Here is a 22,520-nt window from a genome sequence, read left to right on the forward strand (position 1 = left end):
CTCAGCCGGTCGGGCCGATGCTGCTGCCCACTCCGCCGCCGGACGCCTGGTCGGCGGTCGAGCGGATGCCCTTGGTGATGCGGTCCATGTCGGCCACGGGCGGTCCGTCCGGGCCCGCCTCGAAGAGGAACCGGACGAGGACCGGGGACTCGGTGCCGACGCTGGACGGGAACACGAGGGACTGGACGTAGCCGCCGGAGCCCTTGGCGGTGGTCACCCGCCAGCGCACCAGGTATCCGGCGCGGCCCGCCACCGCGACCGGGCCCGCCTCGACGACCTGGTGGGACGTCATGCCGCCGTAGGGGCGCTTGCCGAGGGTGTCCTCGTCGAAGGCCTCCTCGGCGGCCTCGGAGACGTCCGCCTCGGCGAGGGCGCGGGGCGAGGTCTCGTCGGTGGCGGTGACCGTACGGGAGACGACCATGCCGCCGCGGCAGAGGGAGCCCTCGCCGGGGCAGTCGTGGGTGCCGACGGTGGTCATGACGGCGTCCTTCTCGATGACGTGCTGCGGGCGGACCCAGCCGTCGAGGAGCGGGAAGGTGACGCCGTTCAGCTCGTCCACGACCGCGCCCTCGTCCTCCGGGGCGGGCTCGGAGGACGAGGGCGACGGCGACGGCTGCGTGGACCGTGTCATGGGCGCGGGGGCGGTCGGGCTGGGCCCGGTGCGGACCTCCGGATCCCCCTCGTCACGGGTGAGCGCCACCGCCCCGGCGACGACGGCGGCGACCAGCACGGCCCCGGCGGCGGTCAGGGCGACGGCCTTGGCCCCGCCGGAACCACCGGCACCGCCCGAGCCGCCGGATCCGCTTCTGCCGCCGGTACCGCCTCCACCGGGCACGGCGGCCGGAGGACCGAAGCCCCCCGGCGCGCTGCCCGGGGAACTCGGCGCGCCCGGCGGGCCGAAGCCACCCGCCCCCGGCGTCCGCCGGTGCTCGCTCCAGCCCGTGCCGTCCCACCAGCGCTCCAGATGCGGGGCGTGCGGGTCGGGGTACCAGCCGGGCGGGGGCGTCATGCTCATCCGGGCACTGTAACGACGGGCGTCACCGCCGCGTGCCGCCCGCTACAGGGGTGTGACGTACGCCCCCGAGATGCCGCCGTCGACGAGGAAGTCGGTGGCGTTGACGAAGGACGAGTCGTCGCTGGCCAGGAAGGCGACGGCGGCGGCGATCTCCTCGGCCTCGGCGAACCGGCCGAGCGGGATGTGCACCAGCCGGCGCGCGGCCCGCTCCGGGTCCTTGGCGAACAGCTCCTGCAACAGCGGGGTGTTCACCGGCCCGGGGCACAGCGCGTTGACCCGGATGCCCTCGCGGGCGAACTGCACGCCCAGCTCACGGGACATGGCGAGGACTCCGCCCTTGGAGGCGGTGTACGAGATCTGCGAGGTCGCCGCGCCCATCCGGGCCACGAAGGACGCGGTGTTGATGATGGAGCCCCTGCCCTGCTCGCGCATATAGGGGATGGCGGCCTTGCAGCACAGGTAGACGGAGGTGAGGTTGACCTCCTGGACCCGCTTCCACGCCTGAAGGCCCGTCTCCAGGATGGAGTCGTCGTCGGGCGGCGAGATGCCCGCGTTGTTGAACGCGACGTCCACGCTGCCGTACGTCTCGTACGCGGTGCGGAACAGCGCCTCGACCTGCTCGGCGTCGGTGACGTCCGTCTTGACGAAGATGCCGCCGGTCTCCTCGGCGGCGGCCTTGCCGCGGGCCTCGTCGACGTCCGCGCAGACCACGTTCGCCCCCTCGGAGGCGAGGCGGCGCGCGGAGGCGAGCCCGATGCCGCTGCCGGCTCCGGTGACGACGGCGGTGCGGCCGGTCAGGCGGCGGCAGATGATGTCCTCGCTCATGTGCGGTCAGGCCTCCGTGCTGATGAAGACGTTCTTGGTTTCGGTGAAGGCGGTCAGGGCGTCCGGGCCCAGCTCGCGGCCCACGCCGGACTGCTTGAACCCGCCGAAGGGGGTCCAGTAGCGCACGCTCGCGTGGGAGTTGACGGACAGGTTCCCGGCGCGCACGGCGCGGGAGACGCGCAGGGCGCGGCCGACGTCCCGCGTCCACAGCGAGCCGGCGAGTCCGTAGTCGGTGGCGTTGGCGAGGCGGACGGCGTGGGCCTCGTCGTCGAAGGGGAGGACGACGGCGACGGGTCCGAAGACCTCCTCGACGGCGACCCGGTCGCCGGGCCGGACGCCGGTGAGGACGGTGGGCGGGAACCAGTAGCCCGGCCCCTCGGGGGCCTTGCCGCGGATGCCGTCGAGGGTGTCGGGGACATAGGAGCGGACGCGGTCGAGCTGGGTGCGGGAGATCAGCGGGCCCATGTCGACGTCCGCGTCGCCGCCGGGGTCGCCGACGCGGACGGCCTCGATCGCGGGGGCGAGCAGTTCCAGGAAGCGGTCGTACGCGGTCCGTTCGACGAGGATGCGGGTGCGGGCGCAGCAGTCCTGTCCTGCGTTGTCGAGGAAGGACATGGGGGCGGCGGCCGCGGCGGCCTCCAGGTCGGCGTCGGCGAAGACGATGTTGGGGCTCTTGCCGCCGAGTTCGAGGGTGACGCGCTTGAGGTGGGCGGCGCCCTTGGCCCACACCTGCTTGCCGACGGCCGTCGACCCGGTGAACACGATCTTGGCGACGCCGGGATGTTCGACGAGGGCGTTCCCGGCGACCGCGCCGTGTCCGGGCAGCACCTGGAACAGGCCCTCGGGGAGCCCCGCCTCCAGGGCGAGTTCGGCGAGGCGCAGCGCGGTGAGGGGGGTGGTCTCGGCGGGTTTGAGGAGGACGGCGTTTCCGGCGGCGAGGGCGGGTGCGGTGCCCCAGGCCGCGATGGGCATGGGGAAGTTCCAGGGCGCGATGACGCCGACGACGCCGAGGGGTTCGAGGAAGGTGACGTCGACGCCGCCCGGGACCGGGATCTGGCGGCCGGTGAGGCGTTCCACTCCCCCGGCCGCGTAGTCGAGCAGGTCGCGGACGTTGCCCGCCTCCCAGCGGGCGTTGCCCGGGGTGTGGCCGGCCTCGCGGACCTCCAGCCGGGCGAGTTCCTCGACGTGGTCGTCGACGGCGGCGGCGAACCGGCGCAGCAGACGGGCGCGTTCGCCGGGCGCGAGGGCGGCCCAGACGGTCTGCGCGCGGGCCGCGCGGGCGACGGCGGCGGCCACGTCGGCGGGGCTCGCGGCCGGGACGGTGGCGATGACCTCCTCGGTGGCGGGGTTGCGCACCTGGAGCTCGGCGGACTGGTCGGACACTCGGGGCCTCACATACGTTCGAAGGAGCGGCGCAGCTCCCAGTCGGTGACCGCGGCGTCGAAGGCGTCGATCTCGACGCGCGCCATGTTGCGGTAGTGGGCGACGACCTCCTCGCCGAAGGCCGCCTTGGAGATCTCGCTGCGCTCCCACAGCTCGGCGGCCTCGCGCAGGGTCGTCGGGACGTGCTCGAAGCCGGCGGTGTACGCGTTGCCCGCGCAGGCCTCGGGCAGTTCGAGACGCTGCTCGATGCCGTGCAGGCCGGCGGCGACCATGCCGGCCACGGCCAGGTACGGGTTGACGTCGCCGCCGGGCAGCCGGTTCTCGAAGCGCAGGGAGCGGCCGTGGCCGACGACGCGCAGCGCGCAGGTGCGGTTGTCGTGGCCCCAGGCGACGGCGGTCGGGGCGAAGGAGCCCGGCTGGAAGCGCTTGTAGCTGTTGATGTGGGGGGCGTAGAGCAGGGAGAACTCGCGGAGCGCGGCGAGCTGTCCGGCGAGGAAGTGCCGCATCACCTCGGACATGCTGTCCGGGTCCTCCGGGGACTCCGGCATGGCGCTCTCCCCGCCGAGGCCGGCGAGGGAGAGATGGATGTGGCAGGAGTTGCCCTCGCGTTCGTTGTACTTGGCCATGAAGGTGATCGAGACGCCCTCCTGGGCGGCGATCTCCTTGGCGCCGGTCTTGTAGATCACGTGCTGGTCGCAGGTGACCAGGGCCTCGTCGTAGCGGAAGGCGATCTCGTGCTGGCCGGGGTTGCACTCGCCCTTGGCGGACTCGACGGTGAGGCCGGCGCCGGCCATCTCGTTGCGGATGCGGCGCAGCAGGGGCTCGATGCGGCCGGTGCCGAGCACCGAGTAGTCGATGTTGTACTGGTTGGCCGGGGTGAGGCCGCGGTAGCCGGCGTCCCAGGCCTGCTCGTAGGTGTCCTTGAAGACGATGAACTCCAGCTCCGTGCCGACCTGGGCGGTGTAGCCGAGGGCGGCGAGCCGGTCGAGCTGCCGGCGCAGTATCTGGCGGGGCGCGGCGGCCACCGGGGAGCCGTCGGCCCAGGCGAGGTCGGCGGTGACCATCGCGGTGCCCTCGTTCCACGGGACGCGGCGCAGGGTGTCCAGGTCGGGGTACATGGCGAAGTCGCCGTAGCCGGTCTCCCAGGAGGACATGGCGTAGCCGTCGACGGTGTTCATGTCGGCGTCGACGGCGAGCAGGTAGTTGCAGCCCTCGGTGCCGTGGTGGAGGACCTCGTCGAGGAAGAAGCGGGCCGCGAACCGCTTGCCCTGGAGGCGGCCTTGCATGTCGGGGAAGGCCAGGACGACAGTGTCGATCTCGCCGCCCGCGACGAGGGTGTGCAGCTCCTCGACGGAAAGCGGGGGTGTGCGGTCTGCCACGGGAGGGCCTCCTCGGGCTTCTTCGGTCAGCCGGGAGCCATAAGGTATTGCCGGGAACCATTGCTTGGGAAGGGGGCACGACCAGATGCCCAAGGATGCGGTCGGCGCGGTCGGGGACCGGCTGGCGCCGGTGCTGCGGCAGGTCCGTGCGGGCAACGGCTTCGAGGAGGCGCTGGAGCAGATCCTCCAGGTGGTGCGTCTTGGCCTGGTCGCCGGCGGGGAGCGGCTGCCGGCCGAGCGGGAGCTGGCGGAGCGGCTGGGGATCAGCCGGGTGACGCTGCGCGAGGTGCTGAAGGTGCTCCAGGACCAGGGCCTGGTGGAGTCGCGGCGCGGCCGGTACGGCGGGACGTTCGTGCTGCCCCGCCCGACGGACGCAGGCGAGGAGGAGCTGCGGCGGCGGATCGCCGAGGTGGACATCGAGGACGTGCTGCGCTTCCGGGAGGTGCTGGAGACCGGCGCGGCCGGGCTGTGCGCGGCGCACGGGCTGACTCAGGAGCAGGCGGGGCGGCTGCGGGAGGCGCTGGCGGGCACGCAGGAGGCGCCGCTGGGCGACTACCGGCGGGCGGACACGCTCTTCCACCTCACCCTTGCGGAGCTGTCCGGCTCGCCGACGCTGACCGCGCAGTACGCGGCCGTCCGGGCGACGGTGAACGACCTGCTGGACTGCATCCCGCTGCTGGTTCGCAACCTGGAGCACTCGCAGCGGCAGCACGCGGCGCTGGTGGAGGCGGTCCTGGAGGGCGACGCGGACGGGGCGCGTGAGGTGATGAGGGAGCACTGTGCGGGTACGGCGGCGCTGCTGCGGGGGTTCCTGGCCTGACGGTGTGGCGCGCGGCGGGTCCGGGCAGGGTTTACCGCGGCTTAACGCACGGGGGTTGCGCTCACGTCCGCCACGCCACGAAGGTATGGGCCCACAAAGGTCTGGATCCGTTCCATTACCACCTTCCGCGCCACACCGCCTCCTGGGGAGCCGTGCCGTGAGCCTTCCATCCGCATCCCGTGAACCCGCCGGTGAGCCCGACGACTACCTGGAGCGCCGGAAACTGCGCCGGGGCAGCGCCGGCTGGCTGCTGCTGACCGGCCTCGGCGTCGCCTACGTGGTGTCCGGCGACTACTCCGGCTGGAACTTCGGGCTGGCCGAGGGCGGCTTCGGCGGCCTGGCGGTCGCCATGGTCCTGATGGGCGCCATGTACACCTGCATGGTGTTCGCGCTGGCCGAGCTGTCGTCGATCCTGCCCACGGCGGGCGGCGGCTACGGCTTCGCCCGCCGGGCGCTCGGCCCGTGGGGCGGCTTCCTCACCGGCACGGCGATCCTCATCGAGTACGTCCTCGCGCCGGCCGCGATCTCCATCTTCATCGGCGACTACGTCGAGTCGCTCGGCCTGTTCGGTCTGGAGTCCGGCTGGCCGGTGTACCTGGCCTGCTTCGTCATCTTCATCGGCATCCACCTGTGGGGCGTGGGTGAGGCCCTCCGCTTCAGTTTCGTCGTCACCGGCATCGCGGTGGCCGCGCTGGTGGTGTTCGTGCTGGCGGCGCTGCCCGAGTTCGACGCCTCGTCGCTGGACGACATCCCGGTGGACTCCTCGGCGGTGGGGGCGAGTTCGTGGCTGCCGATGGGACTGCTCGGGATCTGGGCGGCGTTCCCGTTCGGCATGTGGTTCTTCCTGGGCGTGGAGGGCGTGCCGCTGGCCGCGGAGGAGACCCGGGAGCCGGCCCGTACGCTGCCGCGCGCGATCCGCTGGTCGATGGGCATCCTGGTGGTGCTGGCCCTGATGACCTTCTTCACCGCGGCCGGTGCGCGCGGCTCGTCCGCGATCCAGGACGCGGGCAACCCGCTCGTCGAGGCGCTCCAGCCGGACGGCGAGGCGACGGCGTGGAGCAGGATCGTGAACTACGCGGGACTCGCGGGGCTCGTCGCCTCGTTCTTCTCCCTGATCTACGCCGGGTCGCGGCAGCTGTTCGCCCTGTCCCGGGCGGGCTACCTGCCCCGCTTCCTGTCCCTGACGAGCAGCCGGCGCGCCCCGTACCTCGGTCTGGTGGTGCCGGGCGCGATCGGGTTCGCGCTGGCCGCGAGCACGGGCAACGGGGCGCGGATGCTGAACATCGCCGTGTTCGGTGCGACGATCTCCTACGCGCTGATGTCGCTGTCGCACATCGTGCTGCGGCGCCGCGAGCCGGAGCTGCCGCGGCCGTACCGGACGCCGGGCGGGGTGCTGACCTCGTCGGTGGCGCTGGTGCTGGCCTGCGCGGCGCTGGTGGCGACGTTCCTGGTGGACGTGACGGCGGCGTTCATCGCGCTGGCGGTGTACATCGTGGCGCTGGCCTACTTCGGGCTGTACAGCCGGAAGCACCTGGTGGCGAAGGCGCCGGAGGAGGAGTTCGCGGCGCTGGCGGCGGCCGAGGCGGAGCTGGCGCGGGACTGAGGAAGAGGAGGTGCCCGGGTGTCGGGCAGGCCACTGATCGGCATCAGTACGTACGCGGAGTCGGGCGTGCGGTGGGGCGTGTGGCAGCTGGACGCCGCGCTGCTGCCGGCCGGCTATCCGCGGCTGGTGCAGCGCGCGGGCGGACTCGCGGCGATGCTCCCGCCGGACGCGCCGGAGCACGCGGCGGCGGCCGTGGCCCGGCTGGACGGCCTGGTGATCGCGGGCGGGCCGGACGTGGAGCCCGTCCACTACGGCGCCGAGCCCGACCCCCGCACCGGGCCCCCGGCCCGGGCCCGGGACGCCTGGGAGCTGGCGCTGATCCGCGCCGCCCTGGAGCGGGGCATGCCCCTGCTCGGCATCTGCCGGGGCATGCAGCTGCTGAACGTCGCCCTCGGCGGCACCCTGGTCCAGCACATCGACGGCCACGCGGAGGTCCCGGGCGTCTTCGGCCACCACCCGGTCAAGCCGGTCCCGGGCACGCGGTACGCGGAGGCGGTCCTCGAGGAGACGTCGGTCCCGGCCTACCACCACCAGGCGGTCGACCGCCTGGGCACCGGTCTGATCCCGTCCGCCCACGCGGAGGACGGCACGGTGGAGGCGGTCGAACGACCGGACGGTCCTTGGGTGGTGGGGGTGCAGTGGCATCCGGAGATGGGGGAGGACGAGCGGGTGGTGCGGGCGCTGATCAGGGCGGCGGGGGGCTGACCCGGACGGGCTCCGGCGGCAGCGCGGGGTGGCCGACGCAGCGCCCTGGGACACGGACGCCTGCCAGGGGCCGGACCGGGCTCGCGTCGGGGCCGGGCATCCAAGGCACCAGCCGCATGCCGTACGGAGCCATGGCCCATGGCAGACGGGAGCCCGCACCGCCCCCGGCCACCCCTGCGCGCCGGGCCTCTCGGGCCGTGCGCCTGCCCGTCGCCGGGAGCGGACGTCCGGACCCTGCGCGGCGACCTCGAGAGTGCCGCAGACATGCGCTCACCGTGAGGGCACCGAGGCGCAAAGGCCCGCGCGCCAAGCCGCCGTCGAGCCCGGACACCGGCTCACGGGCTTGTGCCGGACGCCGAAGAACGGGTGGGGCCCGCAGGGCCGTGCCGTCCCGCCGGGACGACACTGCCGTCAGCCGTCCTCCGGCCCTGGGGATGTGGCAGGCGACCCTGAGGACCGCGGCCGTCCTCGGCGGGCGCGAACCCGAACGTCAGCTGCGCGTCAGCGTCAGCAGGTCCCGGGCCGGGCCCGTCGGGCGGTGGCCCGTGGGCCAGACCGCCCGGAGGTCGCGGGCCAGGGCGACCGACTGGACCGGGATGCGGACCAGGCGGCGCATCCCCAGCTCCTCCCCCACCGCCAGTTCGCTCAGCACCGCGGGTCCCGCGCCGCCGACCGCCGCCGCCTTGACCGCCGTCGTCGAGGACAGCTCGATCAACGGGCGGGCCAGGCCGCCGAGCGCCGCGTCCAGCACCTGACGGGTGCCCGAGCCCTCCTCGCGCAGGACCAGCGGCGTGGCCGCCAGTTCCTCCGCCGCGAGGGGGCGCCTGCGGCGGGCCCAGGGGTGCGTGGGGGCCGTGACGACGACCAGGCGGTCGTGGGCGATCACCGCGGAGTCCAGTCCGGCCGGCACCGTCAGCCCCTCCACGAAGCCGAGGTCCGCCTCCCCCGCCAGCAGCCGTTCCGCGACCGCCGCTGAGTTGCCGGCGAGCAGGGACACCGCCGTGTCGGGCCGCTGCGCGCGCAGCGCGACGAGCCAGCCGGGCAGCAGGTACTCGGCGATCGTCATGCTCGCCGCGACCCGCAGGCGTGAGTCCCTGCGGTCCCGCAGCGCCTGCGCGCCCGCGTCGAACACCTCGGCCGCCTCGACGATCCGCCGGGCCCAGTCGGTGACCAGGGCGCCCGCGTCGGTGAGCCGCGACCCGCGGGGCGAGCGGTCGACGAGGGCGACGCCGAGCTGCCGTTCCATCGACCGGACCCGGCTGCTCGCGGCGGGCTGGGTGATGCCCAGCTCGCGCGCGGCCCGGCCCAGACTCCCCACCCGCGCCACGGCGAGCAGCAGCTCGAGCGCACCGAGGTCGGGCACCCGGTGCGCGAGCGAACCGCCGTTGCCGGGCCGTTCGCCGCCGTGGTCTTCCGTCCTGCTCATAAGCCCAGCTTATGCAACGTGCGGCAGCCTCCCGCCGCACGAGCACACGCCGTCAGACGCGCACCGCCCGCAACTCCCGCCCCAGCACCCCCGGCGCCTCCGCCAACGACGGTCCGTACCAGGTGAGATGGCGTCCGCCGACGAGGGCGCACGGCACCTCGGGGAACGCCTCCGGGCCGTCGTCCGCCGTGAAGCGGTACGGCTCGTCGGGGAGGACGACCAGATCCGGCCGTGCCGCGCGCAGTTCGCCGAGCGGGACGCGCGGATACCGCTCGGAGTGGTCCGCGTACAGCGTGCGTACGCCGAGGCGGGCCAGCAGGTCGCCCGCGAAGGTGGCGCGGCCGAGCACCATCCACGGGCGGCGCCAGACCGGCACGACCGCCGTGCGCGGCTCCTCGAACGCCGGCGGCGTCTCCCACGCCGCCTCCGCCGCGTCCAGCCACCCGGGCCGGCTCCGCACCCCGCACGCCGTCAGGACGCGGTCCAGTTCGGCGAAGGCCTGCGGCAGGGTCCGTACGTGTGTGACGAGCACGTCGAGACCGGCCGCGCGCAGGGCGTCCAGGTCGGGCGCGCGGTTCTCCTCCTCGTTGGCGATCACCAGGTCGGGGGCGAGTGCCACGATGCGGTCCACCGCCGGGTTCTTGGTGCCGCCGATCCGGGCAACGTCGAGCCCGGCGGGGTGCGTGCACCAGTCGGTCGCCGCGATCAGCGCGCCGGGCGCCGACACCGCCACCGCCTCGGTGAGCGAGGGGACGAGGGACACCACGCGCGGGGTGCTCATCGGCGCGGCTTGGTGTCCCGCAGCGCCTCGATGTGCTCGGCGACGGCGACGACCAGCAGCCGGGTCTCCGGCACCGTGGCCCGCCAGCGGTGCCGTACGCCGCCGGTGAGGTACAGGGTGTCGCCGCGTCCGAGGCGGTAGGCGCGCCCCTCGGCCTCTATCTCCACGGCGCCTTCCGCGACGTACATCAACTGGTCGTTGCGGAACTGCAGTTCGCGACCGGCGTCGTGGTCCCCGGTGAACTCCTGGGCGTGCATCTGGTGGTGGCCCCGGACCAGGGACCGCACCCGCGGCTCCGCCCACTCCTCCATGCCTTCGGCGCGCACGACGTCCACGCTGCACGCCGGGTCGGCGGCGGCGAGCAGTTCGACCGCGGTGGTGCGCAGCGCGTCGGCCAGCTTCTCCAGGGAGCTCTGGCTGGGACGCGCGCGCTCGTTCTCGATCTGGCTGAGGAACGGGACCGACAGACCGCTGCGCTCGGCCACGACGGCGAGGGTGAGGTCCAGCGCGCGGCGTCGCCGCCGCACGGCCGCGCCCACCCGCAGGGGCTGTTCTTTGTGGTCGCCCATCGCTCCGGCTCCCTCCTTCGCCGCTCGTCGTACCCGACCGCCGGGGTTCCGGCGCTCTTTCCTTGCTGAGTTGTCTGCACCCTACGCATGTTCGGCAAACCGTTTCAGGCGCCTGTCACGTCGCCGTCACGCACGGCCGGTGCGGACCTCACAGTTCACGCCAGCCGCCCGCCGGGTCCCTCGGCGCCTCCTGGGTGCGATAAGGGGTGTTCCCGCCATTGTTCACCGTCTTCGCCGGAAGGTCACGAGGAGGAACGGAGAGGTTCGGGCAGGGTTTCACGCTCTGCGGTTGTCCGGATTCCTACGGTGGCGGGGGGCGGCTCGGGACGGCGCGAGGGGCGGGTCCGGGCGCCTGCGAGGGACGCTCCGGGACCCGCCCCTCGCAGGACGTGACCGGTACGGCGACGGCTACCGCGGTGTCATCCGCTCCACCATGTCCGGGTGCTCCTCGAGCCAGGCGGCGACGGCCTCCTCCTCGTGACCCTGGCCGCGGTTCTTGATCTCCGCCTCCAGGGAGCCGAGCTCGTCCTCACTCATGTGAAAGCCCTTGATCCACTTCGTGAGTTCCGGGTACTGCTCGGGGAACTTCTTGCTGGCGATCGTGCGGATCGTGTTCCCCTCGCCGAAGGCCTTCCTGGGGTCCTTCAGCTTGGTCAGCTCGTACTCGCTGTAGGCCCAGTGCGGCGACCACAGGGTGACCGCGACGGGCTTCTTCTGCGCCAGGGCGCGCTTGAGCTCGGCCAGCATCGCGGGCGTGGAGCCGTCGACGACCTTGTACTCGTCCTCGAGGCCGTAGCCCGGCAGCACCTCGTTCTTCAGGAGCTGCATCTCGCCGGTGCCGGGCTCGATCCCGATGATCTTCCCGTCGAAGAGGTCGGCCTTCCCCTTGAGGTCGGCGAGCGACTTCACGTCCTTGACGTACGACGGGACGGCGATCTCCAGCGAGGTCGGCTCGTACCAGGTGCCGAGGTCGGTGAGTCTGTCCTTGCTCTTGTCCCAGTAGTTCTTCTGCGCGTACGGCAGCCACGCGTCGAAGTTGAGGTCGAGGTCGCCGGAGGCGAGTCCGGTGTAGACCGGGCCGACGTCCATCTGCTTCAGGTTCAGCTTGTAGCCGCGCCGCTCCAGGACGTTCTTCCACAGGTAGGTGACGGCGATGTCCTCGTCCCAGGGGAACCAGGCGACGTCCAGCGGCCGCTTCGCCTCGGCCGGCGTGCCGCCGCCCTTGGACTCCGCGGGGGCCAGCTTGTCGACGACGTCCGGGTTGGCCTTCAGCCAGGTGCGCACGGCGTCCTGCTGCCTGCCCTTGCCGGCCTTGTTGATCTCGGCCTCCAGGCTGGTGAGTTGCTCCTCGGTCATCGAGAAGTTCTTCAGCCAGTCGCCGACGGTCGGGTTGTCGCCGGCGAAGCCCTTGCGGGACAGCGTGTGCACGCCGTCGCCCTCGCCCCAGGCGCCCTTGGGGTCCTCGAGCTTCTTCAGGTCGAGGTCGTTGTACGCCCAGTGCGGGGACCAGAGCGTGACGACGATCGGTTCCTTCTTGCTCATGGCGCGCTTCAGCTCGGCCAGCATGGCCGGGGTGGAGCTGTCGACGACCTGGTACTCGCCGTCGAGGCCGTACTCCTTGAGGACCTTGCTCTTCAGCAGGGCCATCTCGCCGGCGCTGGACTCGATGCCGGTGATCTTCCCCTTGAACTGCCCGGCCTTGCCCTTGAGGTCCGCGAGCGAGTTCACGTCCTTCATGTAGGCGGGGACGGTCAGCTCCAGGGACGTCTCGTCGTACCAGGAACCCAGGTCGTCGAGGCGGGAGCCGTACTTCTTCCAGTACTGCTCGTGCGTGGTCGGCAGCCAGGAGTTGGTGACGACGTCGATGTCGCCCTGCGCGAGGGAGGTGTAGAGCGGCCCGGCGTCGAACTGCTTGGCCTCCACCTCGTATCCGCGCTGCTCGAGGATCTCCTTCCAGAGGAAGGTGGAGGCGATGCCCTCGTCCCACGGGACGTAGCCGAGGGAGACCTTCTGGCCCTTGCCGACCTTGCCGTCGCCGGCGGTGTCGGAGGAGCCGCCGGAGCCGCCGAACACGCCCATGCCGCCGGCCACCAGGGCCAGCACGACGACGCCGATCACGGCGACCTGCGGACGCGGCCGGTACGACCAGATCTTCATGCGGCCCGCGGCGCGGGCACGGGCGGCGGCCCGCCGGCCCAGCGGGGACACCTGGGTGCCCAGGGCGCTGGTCATGCGGTCCAGGTAGATCGCCAGGATGACGATGGCGACACCGGCCTCGGAGCCGAGGCCGACGTTGAGCTGGCCGATGGCCTCGTTGACGTCGCCGCCGAGACCGCCGGTGCCGACCATGCCGGCGATCGCGGCCATGGACAGGCCCAGCATGATCACCTGGTTGACGCCCGCCATCACCGTGGGCAGCGCCAGCGGGAGCTGGACGCGCAGCAGGGTGTTGCGGGGCGTGGTGCCGAACGCCTCGGCCGCCTCGACGAGTTCCTTGTCGACCTGCCGGATGCCCAGCTCGGTCATGCGGACGCCGGGGGCGAGCGCGAAGATGAGGGTGGCGACGATGCCCGCGGAGGCGCCCGTGCCGAAGAACAGGATCGCCGGGATGAGGTAGATCATCGCAGGCAGCGTCTGCATGAAGTCCAGCACCGGCCGCACCAGTGAGCTGACGCGGTCGGAGCGGGCCGCCCAGATGCCGACCGGCACCGCGACGACCAGTGCTATCAGCGTGGCGACCAGCACCAGCGACAGCGTGATCATCGCGTTCTCCCACAGCTCCATCGACACGATGAACGCGAAGCCGAGGAAGGTGAGGACACCGGCGAGCGCGCCGCGCAGCCAGAAGGCGATCACCGCGAAGATCGCGACGAGCAGCAGCGGCTCGGGCGCCTGGAGGACGGCGTTGATGCCGTCGTAGGTGCCGGTGAAGACGGTCTTGAAGAAGTCGAACAGCCAGCTGACGTGGGCGAGAAGCCAGTCGACGGTGGTGTTGACCCAGTCGCCGAGCGGAATCCTAGGCATGGGCCATCACCTTGCCGCCCTGGTCCTTGGGGCTGCAGACGCCGGGGGCCGCCTCCTCGTCGCCGAGGAAACCGACCAGACGCTGCCGGGGCACGACGCCGACGAGGTCGCCGTCGTCGACCACGGCCACCGGGTGCGGCACGCGCGCGCTGATGGCGCACAGGTCCGTGAAGGACGTGCCGGGCGTGGCGGTCTCGCAGGCGCAGTCGGCCTCGTCGCCCTGCACCTCGGTGTCCATGACCGCCTGCGCGGTGAGCACACGGGAGCGGTCGACGTCCTGGGTGAAGGAGGCCACGTAGTCGTTGGCCGGCCGGATCAGGATGTCCTGCGCGGTGCCGATCTGCACGATGCGGCCGTCCCGCATGACGGCGATGCGGTCACCGAGGCGCATGGCCTCGTTGAGGTCGTGGGTGATGAAGACGATCGTCTTCTTCAGCTTCTTCTGCAGCTCGATCAGCTGGTCCTGCATGTCGCGGCGGATCAGCGGGTCGAGGGCGCTGAAGGACTCGTCCATCAGCAGCAGGTCGGCGTCGGTGGCGAGCGCGCGGGCCAGGCCCACGCGCTGCTGCATGCCGCCGGACAGCTCGTCGGGCCACGAGTCCTCCCAGCCGGCCAGGCCGCACAGGGCGAGCGCCTCGTCGGCGCGGCGTTCGCGCTCGGCGCGGGGCACGCCCTGCACTTCAAGACCGTAGGCAGCGTTGTCACGGACGCTGCGGTGCGGGAAGAGCGCGAAGTGCTGGAAGACCATGCTGATCTTCCGGGACCTGACGTCCCGCAGCTCGCGGTCGGACAGGCCGGTGAGGTCCTGCCCGTCGAAGCGGACGTGTCCGGCGGTCGGTTCCAGCAGACCGTTCAGCATCCGCAGCAGGGTCGACTTGCCGGAGCCCGAGAGGCCCATGACGACGAAGATCTCGCCCGGCTCCACGGAGAAGGACGCGTCGATGACGGCGGCGGTGACGCCGTCGGCCCGCAGCTCCTCACGGTCCGCCGTAGTGGTGCGCAGTCGTTCGACTGCCTGGTCCGGTCGTCTGCCGAACACCTTGAACAGGTGCTCGGCCTCAAGCCTTGATGACACACGTACCTCTCGTCTCGGCGACAGATGCCGGAACGATGCGGCGGACCGAACGGCCCGCGACAGGTTGAAACAGAAACCGGCATCGTTCCGCCGCCGCGCCTCCCCGGATTCGAACGGCGCAAACGTTTCGTGTGCTGCCTCACAGATGTGGCGCAGGACGCAACACGTCGCGCGACGGGCCACGGGGGCGCGCCGAGGGGCCGGTGCTGTCGGTGGGGTGCGGCATGATGCGGGACGTGACCGGACTGATGCTTCTCGACACCGCCTCCCTCTACTTCCGCGCCTACTTCGGCGTCCCGGAGTCCGTCAAGGCGCCGGACGGCACGCCGGTGAACGCCGTGCGCGGGCTGCTGGACTTCATCGACCGCCTGGTCAAGGACCACCGGCCGGAGCGCCTGGTGGCCTGCATGGACGCCGACTGGCGCCCGCAGTGGCGGGTGAAGCTGATCCCCTCCTACAAGGCGCACCGCGTCGCCGAGGAGCAGGAGACGGGACCGGACGTCGAGGAGGTGCCGGACACGCTGTCGCCGCAGGTGCCGGTGATCGAGGAGGTGCTCGACGCGCTGGGCATCGCCCGGGTGGGCGTGGCCGGGTACGAGGCGGACGACGTGATCGGCACGTTCACCGCGCGGGCGGAGGGCCCGGTCGACATCGTCACCGGCGACCGCGACCTGTACCAGCTGGTGGACGACAGGCGCGGGGTGCGCGTGCTGTACCCGGTGAAGGGCGTCGGCACGCTGCAGCTCACCGACGAGGCGGCGCTGCGCGCGAAGTATGGGGTGGACGGCAAGGGGTACGCGGATCTGGCGCTGCTGCGCGGCGACCCGAGCGACGGCCTGCCGGGCGTGCCCGGCATCGGGGAGAAGACGGCGGCCAAGCTGCTGGCCGAGTTCACGGACCTGGCCGGGATCCTCGCGGCCGTGGACGACCCGCGGTCGAAGCTCACGCCGGCGCAGCGCAGGCGTCTGGACGAGGCGCGGCCGTATCTCGCGGTGGCGCCGAAGGTCGTCCGGGTCGCGGACGACGTGCCGGTCCCGGACGTCGACACGGCCCTGCCGCGCGCCCCGCGCGACCCGGCCGCCGTGGAGTCCCTGGCCACGCGCTGGGGCCTCGGAGGCTCGGTCACGCGTCTGTTGGGGACTCTCGCGGAGCGGTAGGTGCTAACTTAGGCATACCTAACTGCGAGTGGGAGGCCCTCATGGCAGAGCGACCGGCACGCGCGCCGCGCACCCCGCACACCGGCGTGGTCGTCCGCACCGAGCGGCTGACCCCGCACATGCAGCGCGTGGTGCTGGGCGGCGAGGGCCTCGCACGCGTCTCGGCGGACACCTGCACCGACCACTACGTGAAGCTCCTCTTCCCGGCGCCGGGCGCGGTCTACCCGGAGCCGTTCGACCTGGAGCGGATCCGCGCCGAGTTCCCGCGCGAGCAGTGGCCGGTGACCCGGACGTACACGATCCGCCACTGGGACCCCGAACACCGTGAGCTGACCCTCGACTTCGTGATCCACGGCGACGAGGGCCTGGCCGGCCCCTGGGCGATCAACGCCCGCCCCGGCGACGTCGTACGCTTCCTCGGCCCCGGCGGCGCCTACGCCCCTGATCCGTCCGCCGACTGGCACCTCCTGGCCGGCGACGAGAGCGCGCTGCCCGCGATCGCCCGCGCCCTGGAGTCGCTCCCGCGGGGCGCCCATGCGGTCGCGTTCGTGGAGATCTCGGGCCCGGAGGAGGAGCAGAAGATCGACTCCGACGTGGAGATCCGCTGGCTGCACCGGGGCGACCGGAGGGTCGGCGAGGCCCTGGTGGAGGCGGTCCACGCCCTCGGCTGGCCGGAGGGCCGCGTCCACGCCTTCGTCCACGGCGAGGCCCACTTCGTGAAGGAACTCCGCCGCCTCCTCCGCGTGGACCGCGCGATCCCCCGCGAGGACCTCTCCATCTCCGGCTACTGGCGCCTGGGCCACAACGAGGACGGCTGGCAGGCCTCGAAGAAGGAGTGGAACGCGAGCATCGAGGCGGAGCAGGAAGGTACGTCCACTTCGTAGGCACCCCCTGGGGGCCAACCTCCTAGGGGCGCGGGGAACTGTGCGCTCAAACCCCCACCGGCCGGCACAAACGGACGCACAGCACGCACCACCCCCCCTCAGGGGCCCGGGGAACTGCGCGACCCACCCCCACCGGCCCGCACCCGACAGCCACCCCCCACACCCCCGTACCCTTGCCCCCCGTGAGACGCCGACGCACCCCCACCCCACCCCCGCCCCTCCCACAACGGGACGGCGTGGACCCGGTCCGGGTCCGTCTCCCCGCAGGCGCCCCAGGCGCAACCCTCCGTGACCACCTGGTCCAACGCCTGGCGGCGCCCCCCGCCAAGATCGACGCCCTCTTCACCGCAGGCGACATCGTCGGCGCCGACGGCCGGCCCGTCCCCCCGGACACCCCCTGCACCCCCGGCCTCACGGTGTGGTTCCACCGCGAGATGCCCCCCGAATCCCCCGTCCCGTTCCCCCTGCACGTCGTGCACCAGGACGACCACGTCGTCGTCGCGGACAAACCCCACTTCCTCGCCACCACCCCCCGCGGCAGCCACGTCCGCCAGACGGCCCTCGCCCGCCTCCGCCACGACCTCGGCCTGCCGCGGCTGACGGCCGCACACCGCCTGGACCGCCTCACCGCGGGACTCGTGCTGTTCACCGTGCGCCCCGAGGAACGCGGCGCGTACCAGACCCTGTTCCGCGACCGCAGGGTGCAGAAGGAGTACGAAGCCGTGGCCCCCTTCAACCCCACCCTCGCCCTCCCCCGCACGATCCGCAGCAGGATCGTCAAGGAGCGCGGAGAGCTGACCGCACGCGAGGTCGACGGCGAACCGAACGCGGAGACCCGGGTGGAGCTGCTCACGCACCGCGAGGACGGCCTGGCCCGGTACCGGCTGGTCCCCGACACGGGCCAGACCCACCAGCTCCGGGTGCACATGAGTGCCCTGGGGGTGCCGATCCTGGGCGACCCCTTTTACCCCGAGGTGACCGCTCCGGTCCCGCCCGGCGACTTCCGCCGCCCCCTCCAACTGCTGGCACGGGAACTTGCGTTCACGGACCCGGTCACGGGCACGGAACGCCGGTTCACCAGCAGCCGGACGCTGGAGGCCTGGACTTCGTACAACACCTGGGCGGCGTACCGGTGACGCGGCGGAATCAGTAGCCGCGCCACCACCGCAGGAACCGCTGCCAGGCGCCCTTCGGCGGCTCGGGCTGCGCGGGCGGGGGCGGCACGGGCACCGCGGCCGGAACCGGCCCGGCGTCCGGCACCCCGCCGACACCCGCGTCCGCACCACCCACAGACGCGCCCACCGCAGCGGGCGTCGGCGCAGGCGTCTGCCGAGGCACTCCCCCGATCTGCCAGTCGTACGCGGCAGGCGGCTTCGTGTCGACCTCATGGCTCGGCGCCTGCGTGATCTCCTGCTGCGGCCGCGGCGTGAAGTGCACCGGCAGCGACACCAGATGGCGGGAGGCGATCGATTCGGTGAAGGTCAGCTCCTCCTCGTCGCAGCTCAGCTCCACGTCCGGCAGCCGCATCAGCAGGGCGTCGACCCCGACCTCGGCGATGACACGGCCGATGTCCTGGCCGGGGCACTCATGGGTGCCGCCGCCGAACGCGAGGTGCGAGCGGTTGCCCTGCATGTCGGCGGTCGGGTCGGGGCGTACGCGAGGGTCGACGTTGGCCGGCGCGGGCGCGAACAGCAGCCCGTCGCCCTTGCGGATGCGCTGCCCGCCCAGCTCGGTGTCCTGCTTGGCGTAGTAGGCGAAGACGGTGCTGAACGGGGGTTCGTCCCACAGGAGTTGCTCCACCGCCTGGGGCACGGTCATCTGGCCGCCGTTGAGCTGGGACCGGAAGCGCGGGTCGATCAGCACCTGGCGCAGCACGTTGGCGAGCAGGTTCGCCGTGGCCTCGTAGGCGGCGATCAGCACCACCCGCAGGTGCTGGCTGACCTCCTCGTCGGACAGTCCGGCCGGGTGGCTGACGAGGTGGCCGGTGAAGTCGTCCTGCGGTTCCTTGCGGCGGCGGACGGTGAGGCGGTTCAGCGCCTCCATCACGTAGGCGTTGCTCGCGATGGCGGTCTCGGTGCCGCGGATCATGTCGCGGGCGGCCTGCACCATGCGGTCGTCGTACTCGTCGGGCATGCCGAGGACGTGACACATCACGGCCATCGGCAGGTGCTCGGCGTACTGGCTGACCAGCTCGGCCTCGCCGACCTCGCAGAACCGGTTGACGACCCGCTGCACGCTGCGGTTGACGTACCGGCGCAGGGAGCGGAAGTCGGTGGCCGCGACGGCGGTGTCGATGGCGCCGCGCCAGCGGTGGTGGTTCTCGCCCTCGGTGTGGGCGCACATCGGCTGCCAGGCGATGTGGGGCATGAGCGGATGGTCGGGCTTGACCAGGCCGTCGCGGAGCGGGGACCAGATGCGGCTGTCCTTGGTGAACTGCGCGGGGCTGCGCACCAGTTGCTGGCTCTCGGCGTGGCCGAGCACAATCCACAGCGGCAGGTCGTCGTGAACGAGCACGGGTGCCACGGGGCCGTGCTTCTCGCGCAGCTGCTCGTAGAGGCTCTTGAGGTCGTCCGACTCGTGGAGCCGGGCGAGTCCTCCGGGGCCCAGGCCGTGTGCGGGGCATCCGGGGGGCGGTCCGGGCCGGGTGCTGTCACCGGCCGGGCGGTCCGGCGTCTGGGAGTGGGATTCAGGCGTCACTGTGGTCGCTCCGAAAAGGGGGAAAGCCTAAAAAGGTTCCGGGGAAGGGGAAGAAGGTCCCGCGCGTCAGGCGAGGGAGCCCGTCATCGCGAGCGAGTGCAGGAAGCGCATCAGGGTCATCAGCACGTCGCGGCTGGAGGCGCGGCGCCGCACGTCGCACTCCACGATGGGGATCATCTCGGACAGGTCGAGCGCGGCCCGTAGATCAGCGACGGGGTAACGGGGGGCGTCCGGGAAGGAGTTGACGGCGACGACGAACGGCACGCCGCGTTCCTCCAGCCGCCCCATGACGTCGAAGCTGACCTCGAGGCGGCGGGTGTCGACCAGCACGACCGCGCCGAGCGCGCCCTCGAACAGGCCGTTCCACAGGAACCAGAAGCGTTCCTGGCCCGGCGTGCCGAACAGGTAGAGCACCAGCTCGTCGGTGATCCTGATGCGGCCGAAGTCCATGGCGACGGTGGTGGCCGTCTTGGACGCGGAGCCGTAGTTGTCGTCGACCCCGATGCCGGCCTGCGTCATGGTCTCCTCGGTGGTCAGCGGTTTGATCTCGCTGACCGAGCCGACCATCGTGGTCTTGCCGACCCCGAACCCGCCGACGATCACGATCTTCACCGCGGACTGCGCCGTGTGGGGCAGCTGGTCCTCGGCGCGTGGGCCCGGGATGGTGTCAGAGCCGTTGAAGTCCATGCATCACCGCTTCGAGAAGGGAACGGTCCGGGAGCGCCTTGCGCACGATCGGGGAGCGCGCCTGGACCAGTTCCGCCGTCAGCAGTTCGGTGATCAGCACGGTCACCACGCTGAACGGCAGACTGAGATAGGCCGACAGCTCGGCCACGGACAGGGGGGCGACGCAGAGCCGGAGCAGCGCCGCCTGCTCGGGGGTGGCGGAGGGCGGGGGGTCGGGGGAACGCGCCACGATCAGCGTGACCAGGTCGATGTCGGCGCGCTCGCCGTCCGGTCCCGCGACGACGTACAGCCGTTCGGGGTTGCCGCCCTCGCCCTCCTTCCGGGCCGGGGCGGCCGGCTGTGCGGGGGTGCCCTGCGCGGGAGTGCGCCTCTGGCGTCGGGGAGGAGTCATACGGTCTGCCCGTTCCGTCGGGGCGGACTGGTCAGATGGGCGCCGATGCGGACGACGAGGTCGCGCATCATGCCGCCCATGCGGCCGGGTTCGCAGGTCATGTCGGAGAGCACCGCGAGGTAGGCGTTGGCGCCGGCCGCCATCAGGTAGAAGTAGCCCTCGTCGATCTCGATGAGCACCATCTTCATCTCGCCGTCGCCGTGCGGGAGTTCCTGTGCGACGGCGGCGGCGAGGCTCTGCACTCCGGCGCAGGCGGCGGCGACCCGGTCGGCGGCGTCGGGCTCACCGCCGTAGCGGGCGATGCGCAGGCCGTCGGCGGAGAGCACCACGATCATCTCGACGCCGGGTACGCCGTCGGCGAGCTCCTTGAGCATCCAGTCGAAGTTGGCTCGTTGCTGGATCACTTGAGGTCCCCCTCGTCCTCGGCCTCGGTGCGGGCCGGTTCGTTGATGAGATGCAGGTAGGCGGTCGGGTTCCGGGTGAAGTCGGTGGGGTGGACGTCCGGGTCGAGGTCCTTCTTCAGGCCCTCCCAGAAGGCGTCGACCCACAGCCCGGGTTCGCGGTTGTTCTGCTTCTTCTCGGGCTCGGCCACGGCCCAGATGTCGTGGTACTCCTCGCCGCGCTCCTTGGCCTCGCGCTCGGCGCGCTCGGCGGCGGCCTGCTCGGCGTAGCGCTGGGCGAGCGGGGTCTTGACGCGGCTGCGGCGCTGCGGGAGGCCGCCCGCGGTCCATTCGGTCACCTCGGGGACGTCGTCCTCCACGGCGGCCGTCTCGGGGATGCGGGGGCTGGTGGGGCGGCGCTTCTTGGGGGCGCGCTGCGGGCCGGGGAGGGCGTCGACGGGGCGGGGCACGGAGGTGGCGCCGATGCCGTGGGCGAGGCCGACGCCGGGCTGGTCGGTGATCATCTCGCTGGGGACGACCAGGACGGCGCGGACGCCGCCGTAGGCGGAGGCGCGCAGCGACACCTGCATGTTGAACTGGGTGCACAGGCGGCCGACGACGGCGAGGCCGAGGCGCGGGTTGCCGCCGATCTCCTGGAGGTCGACGCCGCGCTGGGCGCGGTCGAGGATGCCCTCGATACGGGCGCGGGCCTGCTCGTCGAGGCTGACGCCGGCGTCCTCGATCTCGATGGCGACGCCGGTCTGCACCTCGGTCGCGGTGACGCTGACCTTGCTGGTGGGCGGCGAGTAGCGGGTGGCGTTGTCGAGGAGTTCGGCGGCGGCGTGGATGACCGGCTCGACGTAGATGCCCTTGATGTTGATCTTGGCGATCGACTTCAGGTCGATGCGGCGGTACTCGAGGATGCGGGACATGGCGCCGCGCAGCACGCTGTAGAGCGCGACCGGCTTGGGCCACTGGCGTCCGTGGCGGCCGCCGCCGAGGACGGAGATGGAGTCGGCGAGGCGGCCGATCAGCGCGGTGCCGTGGTCGATGCGCAGGAGGTCGTCGAAGACCTCGGGGTTGCGGCCGTGGTCCTCCTCCATCTCCCGCAGTTCCTTGGCCTGCTGGTGGACGATCGCCTGGACGCGGCGGGCGATGGAGACGAAGGAGCGCTGCGAGGAGTCACGCAGGTTCTCCTCGTCGTCGATGATCTTGAGGACCTTGCGCAGCAGTACTTGCTGGTATGTGGGCAGGTCCCGCCAGGAGGGCTTGAGCCTGGGAAGGTCGCGCATCACCTCGTCCGGCTCGTTGCCGGCGTGCAGGTGGTTCAGGCAGGCGGGGAAGACCTTCTGGATGAAGTACTCGGTCTCCGTGTCGTGGGCGGCGATCCGCGCCTCCAGATACGCACGGTGACGCTCGTGCTCGGCGCGCGCCTCCCGCAGGACGCGGCCGCGGCGCACCGCCTCGGCCGCGGCGGCGGCCACCAGCAGGGTCGCCACGGCACCGCATACGCCGACGGCGATCCGGGCGGGCTCCGTCACCAGGGCGACGGCGGCTCCGGTCGCCGCGGCCATCACTATGGCCGGCAGCAACAGCACGCGTGCGTAAGGAAGTTGGACACTCGCCATGTGAGCCCTCTGAAGCGTATCGACTGACGGTCGGGAACGTGCACATAAGGGAACAAGCGCACGAATTCAGCTGAACTCGGTGCGCTGCGGG

20 protein-coding genes are annotated in these 22,520 nt (G+C 72.2%); 6 read left to right on the top strand and 14 right to left on the bottom strand.

The window, feature by feature from the left end:
• Nucleotide 1 precedes the first annotated feature (1 nt).
• The 4 genes from AY578_RS05905 to AY578_RS05920 are packed head-to-tail and all read right to left on the bottom strand — an operon-like array spanning nt 2 to nt 4,602.
• Nucleotides 2-1,009, bottom strand: coding sequence for a DUF2510 domain-containing protein (locus AY578_RS05905; protein WP_136237715.1), 1,008 nt, complete (start codon nt 1,007-1,009; stop codon nt 2-4).
• A gap of 48 nt (nt 1,010-1,057) precedes the next feature.
• Nucleotides 1,058-1,840 (bottom strand): 3-oxoacyl-ACP reductase, encoded by a 783-nt coding sequence (locus AY578_RS05910; RefSeq protein WP_019521591.1) that lies wholly within the window; start codon nt 1,838-1,840, stop codon nt 1,058-1,060.
• A 6-nt stretch (nt 1,841-1,846) separates the two neighbouring features.
• Nucleotides 1,847-3,223 (bottom strand): aldehyde dehydrogenase family protein, encoded by a 1,377-nt coding sequence (locus AY578_RS05915; protein ID WP_019521592.1) that lies wholly within the window; start codon nt 3,221-3,223, stop codon nt 1,847-1,849.
• Between the two features lie 8 nt (nt 3,224-3,231).
• Nucleotides 3,232-4,602 carry a glutamine synthetase family protein gene (locus AY578_RS05920; RefSeq protein WP_136237666.1) on the bottom strand — a complete coding sequence of 457 codons (1,371 nt, stop codon included), beginning with the start codon at nt 4,600-4,602 and terminating at the stop codon, nt 3,232-3,234.
• A gap of 85 nt (nt 4,603-4,687) precedes the next feature.
• On the opposite strand from AY578_RS05920, the gene AY578_RS05925 reads away from it, so the two are divergent.
• From AY578_RS05925 to AY578_RS05935, 3 genes are all read left to right on the top strand, one after another.
• On the top strand, nt 4,688-5,422 hold the full coding sequence (locus AY578_RS05925; protein WP_019521594.1) for a FadR/GntR family transcriptional regulator: 735 nt from the start codon (nt 4,688-4,690) through the stop codon (nt 5,420-5,422).
• Between the two features lie 85 nt (nt 5,423-5,507).
• Nucleotides 5,508-7,025, top strand: coding sequence for an ethanolamine permease (eat, locus tag AY578_RS05930; RefSeq protein ID WP_370878998.1), 1,518 nt, complete (start codon nt 5,508-5,510; stop codon nt 7,023-7,025).
• Between the two features lie 18 nt (nt 7,026-7,043).
• Nucleotides 7,044-7,730, top strand: coding sequence for a gamma-glutamyl-gamma-aminobutyrate hydrolase family protein (locus AY578_RS05935; protein ID WP_136237667.1), 687 nt, complete (start codon nt 7,044-7,046; stop codon nt 7,728-7,730).
• A gap of 490 nt (nt 7,731-8,220) precedes the next feature.
• Here the strand turns inward: AY578_RS05935 and AY578_RS05940 are convergent, their stop codons facing one another.
• The 5 genes from AY578_RS05940 to AY578_RS05960 form a co-directional block, all read right to left on the bottom strand.
• Nucleotides 8,221-9,156 (bottom strand): LysR family transcriptional regulator, encoded by a 936-nt coding sequence (locus AY578_RS05940; RefSeq protein ID WP_019521597.1) that lies wholly within the window; start codon nt 9,154-9,156, stop codon nt 8,221-8,223.
• Between the two features lie 52 nt (nt 9,157-9,208).
• Nucleotides 9,209-9,937: a helical backbone metal receptor gene (locus AY578_RS05945; RefSeq protein WP_019521598.1), complete on the bottom strand. Its 729-nt coding sequence runs from the start codon at nt 9,935-9,937 to the stop codon at nt 9,209-9,211.
• The gene (locus AY578_RS05950) at nt 9,934-10,506 is read right to left on the bottom strand and encodes a helix-turn-helix domain-containing protein (protein ID WP_019521599.1); all 573 of its coding nucleotides are present in this window, start codon (nt 10,504-10,506) and stop codon (nt 9,934-9,936) included. The genes AY578_RS05945 and AY578_RS05950 overlap by 4 nt, the downstream gene beginning before the upstream one ends.
• 408 nt (nt 10,507-10,914) lie before the next feature.
• The gene (locus AY578_RS05955) at nt 10,915-13,530 is read right to left on the bottom strand and encodes an ABC transporter permease/substrate binding protein (RefSeq protein ID WP_258902146.1); all 2,616 of its coding nucleotides are present in this window, start codon (nt 13,528-13,530) and stop codon (nt 10,915-10,917) included.
• A complete protein-coding gene (locus AY578_RS05960) occupies nt 13,523-14,605 on the bottom strand; it encodes a quaternary amine ABC transporter ATP-binding protein (RefSeq protein WP_019521601.1) in 1,083 nt (360 codons plus the stop codon). Before AY578_RS05960 ends, AY578_RS05955 begins: the two co-directional genes overlap by 8 nt.
• Before the next feature lie 227 nt (nt 14,606-14,832).
• Here AY578_RS05960 and AY578_RS05965 point away from each other — a divergent pair, with 227 nt between their 5' ends.
• From AY578_RS05965 to AY578_RS05975, 3 genes are all read left to right on the top strand, one after another.
• Nucleotides 14,833-15,762 carry a 5'-3' exonuclease gene (locus AY578_RS05965; RefSeq protein WP_234008195.1) on the top strand — a complete coding sequence of 310 codons (930 nt, stop codon included), beginning with the start codon at nt 14,833-14,835 and terminating at the stop codon, nt 15,760-15,762.
• A gap of 41 nt (nt 15,763-15,803) precedes the next feature.
• On the top strand, nt 15,804-16,646 hold the full coding sequence (locus AY578_RS05970; protein ID WP_019521603.1) for a siderophore-interacting protein: 843 nt from the start codon (nt 15,804-15,806) through the stop codon (nt 16,644-16,646).
• 182 nt (nt 16,647-16,828) lie between these two features.
• Nucleotides 16,829-17,782 (top strand): pseudouridine synthase, encoded by a 954-nt coding sequence (locus AY578_RS05975; protein ID WP_370878997.1) that lies wholly within the window; start codon nt 16,829-16,831, stop codon nt 17,780-17,782.
• A 10-nt stretch (nt 17,783-17,792) separates the two neighbouring features.
• On the opposite strand, the gene AY578_RS05980 is transcribed toward AY578_RS05975, so the two are convergent.
• The 5 genes from AY578_RS05980 to AY578_RS06000 all read right to left on the bottom strand — a co-directional run bounded on the left by AY578_RS05980 (nt 17,793) and on the right by AY578_RS06000 (nt 22,429).
• Entirely contained in the window at nt 17,793-19,343 is a 1,551-nt protein-coding gene (locus AY578_RS05980; protein WP_215189523.1) for a cytochrome P450, read from the bottom strand.
• 66 nt (nt 19,344-19,409) lie between these two features.
• Nucleotides 19,410-20,030 (bottom strand): GTP-binding protein, encoded by a 621-nt coding sequence (locus AY578_RS05985; RefSeq protein ID WP_215189525.1) that lies wholly within the window; start codon nt 20,028-20,030, stop codon nt 19,410-19,412.
• Complete coding sequence (locus AY578_RS05990; RefSeq protein ID WP_258902148.1) at nt 20,011-20,421, bottom strand: DUF742 domain-containing protein; 411 nt, start codon at nt 20,419-20,421, stop codon at nt 20,011-20,013. The genes AY578_RS05985 and AY578_RS05990 overlap by 20 nt, the downstream gene beginning before the upstream one ends.
• Complete coding sequence (locus AY578_RS05995; RefSeq protein ID WP_006132309.1) at nt 20,418-20,825, bottom strand: roadblock/LC7 domain-containing protein; 408 nt, start codon at nt 20,823-20,825, stop codon at nt 20,418-20,420. The genes AY578_RS05990 and AY578_RS05995 overlap by 4 nt, the downstream gene beginning before the upstream one ends.
• Complete coding sequence (locus tag AY578_RS06000) at nt 20,822-22,429, bottom strand: sensor histidine kinase (protein WP_258902149.1); 1,608 nt, start codon at nt 22,427-22,429, stop codon at nt 20,822-20,824. Before AY578_RS06000 ends, AY578_RS05995 begins: the two co-directional genes overlap by 4 nt.
• Nucleotides 22,430-22,520 lie beyond the last annotated feature (91 nt).

Source organism: Streptomyces thermocarboxydus, from assembly GCF_024760485.1.
GTDB classification, from domain to species: domain Bacteria; phylum Actinomycetota; class Actinomycetes; order Streptomycetales; family Streptomycetaceae; genus Streptomyces; species Streptomyces cellulosae.